Origin of the sequence: Nocardia pseudovaccinii NBRC 100343, from assembly GCF_001613225.1 — a bacterium.
Lineage (GTDB): Bacteria > Actinomycetota > Actinomycetes > Mycobacteriales > Mycobacteriaceae > Nocardia > Nocardia pseudovaccinii.
In genome coordinates this window covers 1-12,196 of the sequence record NZ_BDBY01000059.1, presented here as the reverse complement: position 1 = coordinate 12,196, position 12,196 = coordinate 1, and the positions used below count along the sequence as shown (strand labels likewise).

9 protein-coding genes are annotated in these 12,196 nt (G+C 66.2%); 4 read left to right on the top strand and 5 right to left on the bottom strand.

What is annotated here, in order from left to right; genetic code table 11:
* Both NP3_RS07165 and NP3_RS07160 read left to right on the top strand, forming a co-directional pair.
* On the top strand, positions 1–397 hold a 397-nt coding region (locus NP3_RS07165), incomplete at its 5' end, for a GMP synthase (glutamine-hydrolyzing) (RefSeq protein WP_444980780.1).
* 75 nt (positions 398–472) lie between these two features.
* On the top strand, positions 473–928 hold the full coding sequence (locus NP3_RS07160; RefSeq protein WP_063039021.1) for a hypothetical protein: 456 nt from the start codon (positions 473–475) through the stop codon (positions 926–928).
* A gap of 216 nt (positions 929–1,144) precedes the next feature.
* Here the strand turns inward: NP3_RS07160 and NP3_RS07155 are convergent, their stop codons facing one another.
* The 5 genes from NP3_RS07155 to NP3_RS07135 all read right to left on the bottom strand — a co-directional run bounded on the left by NP3_RS07155 (position 1,145) and on the right by NP3_RS07135 (position 9,732).
* A complete protein-coding gene (locus NP3_RS07155; protein WP_063039019.1) occupies positions 1,145–1,357 on the bottom strand; it encodes a hypothetical protein in 213 nt (70 codons plus the stop codon).
* The gene (locus NP3_RS07150; RefSeq protein WP_063039023.1) at positions 1,350–3,077 is read right to left on the bottom strand and encodes a PspC domain-containing protein; all 1,728 of its coding nucleotides are present in this window, start codon (positions 3,075–3,077) and stop codon (positions 1,350–1,352) included. Before NP3_RS07150 ends, NP3_RS07155 begins: the two co-directional genes overlap by 8 nt.
* An 81-nt stretch (positions 3,078–3,158) precedes the next feature.
* Positions 3,159–7,199 carry an NACHT and WD repeat domain-containing protein gene (locus NP3_RS07145; RefSeq protein ID WP_063039017.1) on the bottom strand — a complete coding sequence of 1,347 codons (4,041 nt, stop codon included), beginning with the start codon at positions 7,197–7,199 and terminating at the stop codon, positions 3,159–3,161.
* Between the two features lie 117 nt (positions 7,200–7,316).
* Positions 7,317–7,961 (bottom strand): MspA family porin, encoded by a 645-nt coding sequence (locus NP3_RS07140; protein WP_063039015.1) that lies wholly within the window; start codon positions 7,959–7,961, stop codon positions 7,317–7,319.
* A 748-nt stretch (positions 7,962–8,709) separates the two neighbouring features.
* Positions 8,710–9,732, bottom strand: a complete 1,023-nt coding sequence (locus NP3_RS07135; RefSeq protein ID WP_063039013.1) for an NADP-dependent oxidoreductase — start codon at positions 9,730–9,732, stop codon at positions 8,710–8,712.
* A gap of 153 nt (positions 9,733–9,885) precedes the next feature.
* Here NP3_RS07135 and NP3_RS07130 point away from each other — a divergent pair, with 153 nt between their 5' ends.
* Positions 9,886–11,289, top strand: coding sequence for an ATP-binding protein (locus NP3_RS07130; protein WP_063039011.1), 1,404 nt, complete (start codon positions 9,886–9,888; stop codon positions 11,287–11,289).
* A 145-nt stretch (positions 11,290–11,434) separates the two neighbouring features.
* On the top strand, positions 11,435–12,070 hold the full coding sequence (locus NP3_RS07125; protein WP_040686746.1) for a response regulator: 636 nt from the start codon (positions 11,435–11,437) through the stop codon (positions 12,068–12,070).
* Positions 12,071–12,196 lie beyond the last annotated feature (126 nt).

Sequence of the window (12,196 nt, the reverse complement as noted above, 5' to 3'; positions counted from 1 at the left end):
GGAAATCGTTGCCCGCCAGCCGTTCCCGGGGCCCGGCCTGGCTATTCGCATTGTCGGCGAGGTCACCGCGGACCGCCTGGAGACGCTGCGGCAGGCCGATGCCATCGCACGCGAGGAGTTGACCGCCGCCGGACTCGATCGCCAGATCTGGCAGTGTCCCGTGGTGCTGCTCGCGGATGTGCGCAGTGTCGGCGTGCAGGGCGACGGCCGCACCTACGGTCATCCGATCGTGTTGCGTCCGGTCTCCAGTGAGGACGCGATGACCGCCGACTGGACCCGGCTGCCCTATGACGTACTCGAGCGCATTTCCACCCGCATCACCAATGAGGTGGCCGAGGTCAACCGGGTTGTCCTCGATGTGACGAGCAAGCCGCCGGGCACCATCGAATGGGAGTGACCCCGCAATCGGGACTGATTTGCCGGATTTCGGGAGTACCGTCAGCCGGATAGACCAGTTCCCCAGGGGGTCCGGATGGCAGCGAAGAAGCCGCTCTGCACCTTCCACGCGGTTGTCGAGGCACCGTGTGGGGTGGTCGCCGCGCTGCTCACCACGGTGAGCGCGGGCCCGGTCGGTCCGGACAACGCCTTCTTCCTCGTCGACGGGCCCGGCCCGGGGATCGAGTTGCGCGGCGGCCCGAACGAATTCCGGGCCGCGATCGCCGGGGATCTCAATGGGATTCGGGTCGAGGTGGATCGGGCGCAGGCGATGTTCGCGGTCGAGGGGCAGCGGTGGTTTCGCGCCGAATGTCGAGTGCTGCCGCATCCGAAGGGCGCTCGGGTGATCCAGCAGATGTTCAACGTGGCGACCAGTGGGCGGTGGATGGTGCCGATGATCGCGCGTGGTGTCGAGGGCAAGCAGCGGGTGAGTATGCAGCGGTTACTCGACCGGATCAGTGAACAATTGGGCTGTCCGGCCTATTTGGAGTAGTGGTTGTGGGCGGCGGTGTGCGGCCGAGGATGAGTTGCCCGAGTAATAAGCCGCCGCCGAGATAACTGCGGCTCGGTGTCAGCGGCATGAAACGGCCGATCGGGATTCCCGTATGGTCGGTCGGTTCGTCGTGGGTGTCGAACTGTTCCATGGGCATTGGCGTTCTGCTCCTCCGTAAAGAAAATGGCCCGTCCGCGGGACGGGCCATTCGGGTGATCAGCGGGGTCTGCGCGGGGAGATGACCAGGAAGATGCCGACCACGATGGCGGCGATCACGACGACCCAGCCGAGTGAGGCCACACCGGTGGCGGTCATGGTGGCCGGGCCGATGAAGGCCCAGATGCTCACGCCGAGGGCGAGCAGTCCGACGATCAGCAGGGAGACGGACGGCCCCCGCTTGGTGACGTTGTCATCGGTGGGGTCAGCCACGGTGCACCTCCGCATTGCCGGTCCGGACGTGGACTTTCAGGTCGAGCACCGGCGCGCCGTCGGCATGCGGGCCGGTAATACCGGTGGGGCAGTTGACATCTCCCAGATTGACGGTGCAATCGGTGCGCACCGCCATACCCTCGGGCAGCAGGATCCTGGCATCGCCGAGCCGGACCGCGACCTCGACGGTCCGGCTCTCGGTCAGGTTCAGCGACCGCAGATCCAATGTGCCTGTCCCCACCGTCAACTCGTACTTCGGGGCCAGGTCGGCCATCGAGGTCGGCGCCCAGGTGCGATCGCCGACGGTGGCGCTGTCGAATTCGATCGGGCCGAGCATCGAGGCCAGCACCACGAATCCGGCGAGCGGCGCGGTCAACACCAGCAGGCCGAAGCCGCGACGGAGGAATGCGCCGATCACCAGACCCAACCCGATCACCGCCAGCGCCACCGCGCCGATGCGTCCCGGTGTCATCCATTCGACGCCGGAAGCGGCCAGCGCACCCGCACCCGCGGCGGCCAGGATGGCCAGGCCGAGCACCACCGGGGTGAGCCGGGAGCGTGGCCGTTTCGGCGGGGGCGCAACGATGGTGCGGGTCGGAGTGGGTTCGGGGAGATCCCAGGCGAGTGGGGCTACGCCGAGCGGGTCCCAGGAGGGTGGGGTCAGGGCGGTAGGAGGCGTGGCCGTTGTGCGGGATGGGGGAGTGCTTGTGCGCGAGGTGGATTCGGTTCGCGATGAGCTACTGCCGCTTTCCGAGTCGGTGTCGCTCGCGCCGGACGTAGCGGCAGGTTGTGTGGTGTCGCCGCTGGACGTCGTGGTCCCGCCGGGCGTGTGCGGCGATTCGGAGGCGGGAATTCCCGGCGTTGTTCCGTTGCCGGGCGTTGGGGTCCCTACGGGAGGCGCTTCGAAACCCGCCTGGCCCTTGTCGAGCAGGACGGTATCGGCATCTTCCTTACGCAGCAGGACGGTATCGGGATCGGCTGGCGTAGTGCCCGCAACGATCGGCGTGCCGCCCTTTTCGATCAATTCGGGTTCAGCGTCGCCATTTTCGGCATCGGGCAAGAGAACTGTGTCCGGATCTGCCTGCTGCGCCGAGGTATTCGGTGCTGCCTGTGCTGGAGCATCCGGAACATATGCGTCCGGCAACTTCGTGTAGGGGGTGTACATCGGCGGCACATCAGGTGCGTAGAAGTCACCGGGCATCGTGCGCGGGGGGAATACGGCCCCGGGGTAGCCGGTCGCGGTGAGACCGCCGTCGAAGCCGCCGAGCGAACTCGTGCCGGGCGGCGGCTGCGGGTTTCGCATATGCAGCATCCACCAACCGGCCAGCAGCAGCGACATGCTGATCATGCCCGAGCCTGCCAGTCCGACGCCGACCGGTCCGATGGTGCTGACCGCGATGGCGAGTGCCACGATCAACACGATGGTCTTGGTCTGCGACTGCGAGCTGTGCCCCTTGCCGAACAGCGACTCGGCTGCCGAGGACTGATCACCCGCCTCGCTGAACAACAGCCAGGCGAGCAAGTAGAGCACGATGCCTGCCCCGCCGAAAATTGTCGACACCACGAGCGCGACCCGCACGAGCACCGGATCGATCCCGTAGCGCTGCCCGAACCCGGCCGCGACGCCCGCGATCGGACCTTGCCGCGGCAACCGGACGGGCCGCGACTGCCACATCTGGTGAATCTGATCGCCGAAGCTCGTTTTCGTCATGGTTTCCATGGTCGTGCTGACCAGCACTTCGGCGCATCGGGGGGAACCCTGAGAAAATCTCTGATCTCTTTGGACCAAGCGGTCTCTTGTTCAGTCGCAGGGCGGACGGTAGGAGAGTTGGGGCAGGTAGCGCTGCCAGAGTTCGGGTGTCATGAGGGTGGCGGTGGCATGACAGATGCGCTCGATCGCGTGCTGTTCGTCCAGATCCCACAGTCGACGTTCGCCACCGCTGCTCGAGGCGGACAGATAGTCGCCCTGTGGATGGAACTGGATGAACCAGACGTTGGGGCCGGGCGGTGCGATGGAACTGGACATGAGGCGGGGATGACGGCGATCGGTGAAGTCCCACAACCGCACCGATCCGTCGTTTCCGCTGGTGGCCATCGTCTTGCCGTCGGGACTGAACGAGGTCGAGATGATCGCCAGATTATGTGCGGTGACCCGGTCACCGATCGGTTCGGGCGATGCCGGGTTACTGATGTCCCAGACCTGGAAGGTTTCGTTCGCCACGGTGACGGCGGTGCGGCCGTCGGGGTGCATGATCACGTCGAGCATCAGCGGCGAGTGCTCCGGCGGGGACGTACCCATCCGGACAGGGCGGTCCGGGTTCGAGATGTCCCACAGTGTCAGCCTGGTTCGCAGGGCCATCGCCGGTGAACTCGGTTCGGACAGGGTCGACTCGATGATCGCGAGGGTGGGCCCGGTCGGATTGAATCCGATGGCTTGGACCTGCGCGGGAGCCACTGATGTCGGTGCTCCGAGTACCACCGGCCGGGAGCGGTCCGCAATGTTCGCGAGTTGGAAAGTATCGACCTTGGGATCCAGAGTCTGCGCCGCCAGGGTCCAGTCGCGGTTGACGCTCAGGCGCGACCATTGCGACGACGCGGCCTGCCAGTCGCCCGATACCCGAATGTTCTTCGGGTCGGAGAGGTCGACAAGGAACATCGGCCCCGTCGGACCGTCCCGCGCTATCAGGGACTTTCCATCAGGGCTCAGGGCCCGGATCGATGATCCCGGTTTCGCCCGGAATTCCCCGATCCGGACTGGTTCCCGGGGGTTGCCGGTATCCCATATGACGAATGTGCCGTCGCTGGAATCGCTCACCATTCGGGTGCCGGTGGCATCGAATATCGGACTCCGGCCCCAGTCGGTGTGTCCATCGAGAACCGCAGGAGCCAGGGACCACAGCCGCACGACTCCCTCGGTGCCACCGACGGCCAAAATCTTTCCATCCGAGCTGAATGCCAGCCCCGTCGGTTCACCGGTACATCGGGTGGGAATTCTCGCGTCGTTGAGGCAGCGGGATGGAATCGCCGACAGCTGGGCGCCCAGCGGGGTCGGCTGGGCGGGATCGGCGATATTCCATAGTTTCGCTCCGGTGGCACCGCCGGTCGCCAGTGTGTGGCCGTCCGGGCTGAAGGCGAGCAGGGGGACCGGCTGCTGAACCACGTTATCCACCAGCGGATTTCCGAGCGGGTGCGGGTGGGCGGGATCATCGGCGGCCCACAACTGGGTCACGCTGACGTAGGTGTGTCGTACGGTCAGGCGTGGACCGGCCAGAGCGAAGACGATGTTGTCAGGGCTGAACCGGATTGCTTCGACATCATGGGTCACCTCGAATGGTGTTCCAGCGCGGGTGATTTCCCCCGTGCCCGAGACGGACCACAATTCGACCGTAGCGATACTGCGGTCCCAGTCGCTGGTCGCGACCGCCAGTAACCGCCCATTGCCGCTGAACGCGAACGCGGACAGGTCCCGGTCGCGCGGCGTGGGGATGAACCGCCCCTGGATCGGTGCGGCCGGGTTGCCGACATCCCACAGGGTGATGCCTTTGTCGCGCATGGACCCGACTGCCAGCGTCCGTTCGTTCGGGCTGAAGGACACCAGATAACCCGTGTCGCCGGTGGCCGTCGGCGGTGATCCGAACAGCCGGGGATGCGCCGGATCACGGACATCCCACAGTTGCGGTCGCGCCGAAGTGCCGGTGGTCGCGAGCACCGTGCCATCCGGGTTGAATGCCATGGACGTCGCCCCGGAAGGGGATTCGCGTAGCGGCTCGCCCAGCGGGTGGGGATGTCGCGGATCGGCGACGTCCCAGAGACGGATGGTGTTGTCGTTGCTCGCGGAAGCCAGCACCCGGCCATCGGGTCGGTACGCGATGGTCCTGATTCCCTCGTCGTGTGCGACAAATGGTGTTGCGAGGGCGAGGTTCTGGGTCGCGAGCAACCGTGCCCGCACCTCCGGATCGCCCGGCCTGAGTTGTCCGGCGATGAGATATAGCTGCGCGGACAGCGATGGATCGATTTGTTGTAGTCGATCCGCCTCCGCCAGTACGGATCCGAAGTTCTTGTCGTTGCGCTGCTGTTTGGTGAGCTCGGCCTGCGCGTAGGCGACCGTGCCGAGTACGAGTAGGCCGACGCCGAGCATGGCGAGGACTACGCGGGTCACCGACGACCGTCTGCGGGTATGCGTTCGCGCTGCTCGGGAATGCTCGAGGAAAGTGCGGATCTGGCCGCCGACCGTAGGCGGATCGACATGACCGAGTGCGGTCTCGAGCCGGGTGCCCCGATAGAGCAGTGAGGGATCCTGCCCGGTCGAATCCCATTCCGCGGCATCGGCTTCCAACCGTTGCCGGACGAGGTAGCCGACGCGGTCCTCATCGATCCAGGTGTGCAGTCGCGGCCACGCGTCCAGCACGATCTCGTGGGTCAGGTACACCGAGTCGGAGTCGAGGGTGATCAGGCGGGTGCGGGCAAGCAGTTCCAGTGCGGCCGTGGCGGATATCGGGTCGGTGGTGCGTTGCAGCAGGTTCGGACGGACGGCGATGCGCCGGGTATCGCGCGAATCATTGGCGACGGCAACGAGCCCGAGCAGGACATCCTTCGCGGAGGACTGCTGGGTGTCGGATAGTTCGCTCCATGCCTGTTCGGCGGTGGCGGCTATGGAGCCGATGACACCGCCCGCCTTGCGATATCCGGCGACGGTGAGTTTGCGGCCTTCGCGGTGCTGCCAGGTGGCGGCCATGACGTGCGACAGCAGCGGGAGTGCGCCTGGATCGTAGCTCTGGCGGTTCTCGTGATCACCGAGTCCGCAGAGTTCGGTGATCACCAGTTCTGCTAGGCCGGACTCCAGTTCGAGCCCGGCGTGGTTGGCCGGCCCGATGAGTGCTCGGTCCAGTTCGTCCAGCCGCATGGGGCCGAGTAGATAGCTCCGGTGTTCGAGAGCGTGCTGCAGGATCGGGTAGTCGAGGCACTGGGCATAGAAATCGGCGCGCAGGGCGATGACGACAGTGAGGGCATCCTCGGCCCGAGTGGCGCAGCGGTCCAAGACATTCAGGAAGGTTTCGCGCTCGCGCTCATCCGGGCAGGCGGTGAACAGTTCCTCGAACTGGTCCACGATGAGCAGTCGGCGTTGGTCGGCGCTCCACTGGTCGAGCGCCGTGCACACCTCGTCGGCGGATGGCTCGGCTATCGTGTTATCCGCGTGAAAAGCCTTGGCCAGCGCGCGAAGCGGCCTCGCCCCGGGTGTCATCGTGGCGGTCGACCAGTTGTCGGTGACGGCGGGTATGAGCCCCGCGGCCAACAGCGAGGACTTGCCCGCACCCGATGCGCCGATCAGCACGACGACGCCATCCGCGTCGGCGACGGCGCCCTGGACCAAATCGACGAGTTCGGCAGTGGATCGGCTTCTGCCGAAGAACAGGTCCCGGTGCTGCTTGCGATACGAGGTGAGTCCTAGGTAGGGACAGCCCGCGTCGTCCTCGTCATTCGGTGTCCAGGTTATGGCGGCCTGCCAGAGCCGTTGCCACTCACGCACTTCCAGCAACTGCCGACTGACCTGCGTCTCGGCCTTCTTGGCCAGGTCGATCAGGGTGAGCACCACCGGAAGCAGCGATTCGAAGCGAGCCGGAACATTGCGCCCCGCCTTCCAATCGCTGATCCGTTGCACCGAAGCACTCGCGGCAGCCCGCGTCCCCTGCGCGGCCCGCATCCTCGCTCCGGCCGCCGTGGCCACCCGTCGCAGCGTCGGATTGCCCGCGGCCGCATAGAGATCGGCGAATCGTTGCGCGAAAACCGCACGCGGTGATCGGATTTCCCCCCGGGCCTCGGCGGTGCTGTCCCCGGCTACCACGTGCGCCCGATCTTTTTGGGCGACACAAACATAGGGACAATTTAGCCGGTTCGAGGACAGGTACGGATCGGGCGGCGGTGCGATCGTCGATCGCACCGCCGCCCTTGCACTGCCGGATTACAGGAAGATCCGGTCTCCTGTTACCGCGTCGGCGGCGGTGACCTCGGGTGTGTCGGCCGTGAGGGTCACATAGGACTGGATGGTGAGCGGGCCGCCGCAGTTCTTGACCACCAGGTGATAGTCGTGGCTGACCAGATAGCCGGTGCCGCCGAGAGCCAGTGCCTTGGTGCCCACTTCGATCGGCTTGATCTCGCCGGGGCTGATCGACATGTCGAGGCTGACACCGGCGTAGATCTTCGGGCCGATGCTGGCATCGAAGTTCGGTGACGTCGAGTCGCCGCTGCCGCTGACACCGATGCTGAACCCGGCGTCGAAGCCGATCCCGGCCTGGATATCGACCGTGAGATCGAGATCGACCGCACAGGCGACCAGATAGCCCGCCTTCATGGTGCCCGTCGCATTCGCCGGGATGGTGCCGTAGAAGGTGTTGTCCAGGAACACCTCTCGGTTGGTCGGCATTCCATTGGGCGGGGGGACCGGGCGGAACTGTTCGTCCATATGGCCGACGGTGAGCTCGAATCCCCCTGGGCCCGAGTAGTTCTTCTCGTGCGGCGCCGTGCCCTGGGCGGCGGCGAATGGCGTGCCCGCCAATGCGATTCCGACTGAGATGGCGGCGGTGAGCAGTACCGACTTGATGTGCATGATTCCTCCCCGAACCTGTGCTCGGCCCCCTGCGGCACGAGTCCCCTGCGTTCAGTGGGACGTTTCCGCCCCGGAAGAAACGTACGCGCGCGGTCGTGCGCCGCCGCGGCCATTGTCCAGTGGGAGGTATGAAAAGTGCTGGTAGATGCATTCGGGACCAGTTATCCGGTCCGGCGGAGCACGAATCGGCATCCGGTCTGCTCGGCGCCTCCCGGGACGGCTGAGCGGCGGATAAGAACGACAGTTCAGCGCGGGTTTTTTGTCCGGACCGGACGGCATCGGTGTGACTACAGGTGCACCGGGATCACTGCGGTGGGGCGGGCCAGGGAGCAGAGCATCGACGAGGTGGGTCACCTCGCGCAGTGCGGAGTCGATCGGGACGGCCTCGGGGTCCAGTAGTGACTGGTAGACGGCTCCGCGTATGGCGCCGACGATGAGCATCGCGTGGCTCGGCGCGTCGGCGGTGGGGGATGCCTGTGCAACTCCCTGTGCGATGGCGCGGCGTAGATCGCGATATTCCTCGGGCCGTGACCGGCAACTCCACGAAGCAGGCAGCGACACAACAACTGCGCACCGGCAGTATCTACGGTGCGATCATCATTTCCAGCGATTTCACCAACCACCGAGGACTTCACCGCGTCTCGGCCGAGGCGTGTGCGGGCTCCAGCTATAGATGACGGTGAGGTGCCGGTTTCCGCCCGTTTCCCAGTTGCAGTTGGCGTGTGATGCCAGGTTTCTCGGCGGGGTTTCAGGACTCCACGATGTCGACCAACTGCTTACCGAGATTGCCGCCCTCGAAGACGGCGCGCAGTGCACTCGGTGCGGATTCCAAACCGCTGCTTACGGTTTCGGCGATGGTGAGTTCGCCCCTGTCGTGCCACTCGCGCAACGCCGCGAACGCCTCCGGAAAACGGCCGAGATAGTCGAGAAAGATGAACCCTTCCATGCGTGCCCGGCGCATGGCCAGCTGCATGTAGTTCCGCGGCCCGCACTGTGGGTCCGCACCTTGATACCCGGAAGAGATGGCACCGGCCAGAACAACACGAGCGCCGGGCGCCAGGTGCGCCAGACCATGCTCTAGAACGCGGCCGCCGACACCATCGAAGAAGACGTCGACACCGTCCGGAGCCATGCGGGTCAAACAGGCGTCGATGTCATCATGTTTGTAATCGATGGCGGCATGCAGGCCCGCGCGATCAGTGATCCAGGTGCACTTGTCCGGACCGCCTGCGGTGCCGATGACAGTGCAGCCCAAGGCTTTCGCTATCTGTCCCGCAATCGATCCGGTCACACCGGCCGCAGCCGACACCAGCACCGTCTGGCCGGGCTCGGGCCGGCCGATATCCGTCATGCCGAAGTACGCGGTCAAGCCGGGCGCTCCGAACAGGCTCAGCATCATCGTGGGGGGTACACCGTCGGGCACCACGTTCAGCCCGAACAAGCCACCTTCGGACGCGACGGCGTAATCCTGCCAGCTGACCATACCGGCGACCCAGCTGCCCACCGGATAGCTCGGAGTGTTCGAGTGCACCACCTGCCCCACCCCGCTACCCCGCATCACCGTGCCGACCGGGACCGCATCGATGTAGTTGTCCGCATCGTTGAGCCAACCACGCTGCGTGGGATCAATACCCAGCCGATGCACCCTGACCAAGGCTTCCCCCGGCCCCGCAACCGGAACCGGAACGCTCCCGAGCTCGAAATCCCCATCCCGCAACGCCCCCTCGGGCCGCCTCCGTAAAATCCACTGCCGGTTCACCGTCTCCGCCACTCGGCGATGCTAAATCACACACATCGCAGTCTTCGAACCGTTTTCCACCGTGACTCATACGCACGGAATTCGGCATTACCGAGCGTTTCCTGAGCCCAAGATCAGGGTGATTCCTGATGGTCGGTGTCGGTGGGTCGTGCCAGTATCGAAGGCATGTACCCGTCCGTGCCCGCGTTCGATGCTGCTCGGGGGGCCGATCCCCGGGGTTTCGGCGCCGCGCCCGGGTTCGCGCCAGGCCCCGGCCGCTTCGGCGCCGCACCGGCCCTGCCGCCGACACCGCCGTATCCGCGGATGGTGCGGCGTTCGGGGGGCCGGATCGTCGGCGGTGTCGCCGGCGGTATCGCCGACCACCTCGGGCTCGATGTGTTCAAGGTGCGGATGGCGTTCGTATTGCTGTCCGCGCTGGCGGGGGCGGGGATCGTCGCCTACGGGATGCTGTGGATCTTCACCCCGGGCGGCCACGATGCGGTGAAGCCGACCGGTAAGGAACGCCGTCAGGCGATCGGGTTGGCCCTGCTCGGGCTCGGGCTCGCGGTCGGGGTGTCGTGGTTGTTCAGCGGTACCGCGGCGAAGGTGATCGTCCCGATCGTCGTGGTGGCGGTGGGTGCGGCGCTGGTGTGGCGCGAGTACGACACCGACGGCCCGCGCTCGCTGCTCGGGCTGCCCGCGCGACCCTCGGTGGTGACCTGGTCGCGCATCGTCGCCGGGATCACCATGATCGTGCTCGGACTCGGCGTGGTGGTGCTGGCCAGGATCGATCTGAGCTCGCTCGGCTCCGCGCTGATCGCGGTGGCGGTCACATTGATCGGCGCCGGTCTGCTGACGGTGCCGCTGTGGCTGCGCATGATGCGCGCACTGAATGCCGAGCGCGCGGCCCGCATTCGCAATGAGGAACGCGAGGAAATCGCGTCCCACCTGCATGATTCGGTGTTGCAGACGTTGGCGCTCATCCAGCGTCAGGCCGACGATCCGCAAGAGGTGGCCCGGCTGGCGCGCAGTCAGGAGCGGGAGCTGCGCCGCTGGCTCTTCGAGGATTCCGGGCCCGCGCAGTCGAGTCTGGCCGCGGCGCTGCGCACGATCGCGGGCGAGGTCGAGGATCAGCACGGGGTGAAGGTGACTCCGGTCACCGTCGGCGATGTGACGATGGACGGTGCCGACAGCGGGTCCGGCCTGCCGAAGGAGCATTTCACCGCATTGCTCGGCGCGAGCCGGGAGGCGCTGGTGAATGCCGCCAAACATGCGGGCGTCCCGGAGATCGATCTGTTCGCCGAGGCGGAACCGCATCAGGTGAGCATCTTCGTGCGCGATCGCGGGGCCGGATTCGATATCGCGGCGGTGCCGCAGGATCGGCGGGGTGTCGCGAAATCCATTCGCGCCAGAATCGAGCGGCGCGGCGGTCAGGTGGAGATCCTGTCCACGCCCGGTCGGGGCACCGAGGTGCGGATCATCATGCCGCGCACCGACTCCGGTGCCGATCGGGACCGGGCCGAGGCGGAACAGCCGGTCGGCGACGATCAGGTCGACGGAGTACGACAGACAGTTCGCAACGCCAAGTGATCGCCCCGATGATGCGACGCGGGTCGTAGCTCGGATGACGACGGCTGCGGTGGCAATTGTGGTACCGATGAAGTGCGGACGGCCTGCGGGCGGTCCGCGCGTCAGGGTGGGTCGACCCACCGAGGGTGAGGAGAAGTAGGTGACCGTGCGGGTCTTTCTCGTCGATGATCACGCCGTATTCCGCTCGGGTGTGCGGGCCGAATTGAGCCGGGAGACCGATATGGAGGTCGTCGGAGAGGCCGGGGGCGTGGCCGAGGCGGTCGCCGGAATCAATGCCGCGCGTCCGGATGTCGTACTGCTCGATGTGCATATGCCCGATGGCGGTGGGGTCGCGGTGCTGGCAGGCATCGATGACGGTCCGGTATGCCTGGCATTGAGCGTCTCCGATGCCGCCGAGGATGTGATCGCGGTGATCCGCGCGGGTGCGCGCGGCTATGTGACCAAGACGATCTCGGGATCCGAACTGGCCGATGGCATTCGGCGGGTCGCCGGTGGTGATGCGGTGTTCAGTCCGCGGCTGGCCGGTTTCGTCCTCGACTCGTTCACCGGAAAGTCGCCCGTCCCGGAGCCGCCGCTGGATCCCGAACTGGATTCGCTCACCCCGCGCGAACTGGAAGTGCTGCGGCTGCTCGCCCGCGGCTACACCTATCGGGAAATCGCGGAGAAGCTCTATATCTCGGTGAAAACCGTCGAGACGCACGCCTCCAACGTGCTCCGCAAGACTCAGCAGTCCAACCGCAACGCGCTCACCCGCTGGGCGCACCGCCGCCGCATCGACTGAGCCGCAAGCATTCCGGCTGCCGCGCATTTCCTAGCCGCGCACGGTTTCGCCGCGCCGATCCGCGCCGCGCCGATCCGCGCCGCGCTGGTTCGCGCCGCGCTGGTTCGTGTCGTGCTGGTTCGCGCC

Excerpts from the sequence above, each read along its gene's own strand:
- NP3_RS07160 (WP_063039021.1), top strand. The coding sequence starts at position 473 with ATGGCAGCGAAGAAGCCGCTCTGCACCTTCCACGCGGTTGTCGAGGCA.
- NP3_RS07130 (WP_063039011.1), top strand. The coding sequence starts at position 9,886 with ATGTACCCGTCCGTGCCCGCGTTCGATGCTGCTCGGGGGGCCGATCCC.
- NP3_RS07140 (WP_063039015.1), bottom strand. The coding sequence starts at position 7,961 with ATGCACATCAAGTCGGTACTGCTCACCGCCGCCATCTCAGTCGGAATC.
- NP3_RS07150 (WP_063039023.1), bottom strand. The coding sequence starts at position 3,077 with ATGGAAACCATGACGAAAACGAGCTTCGGCGATCAGATTCACCAGATG.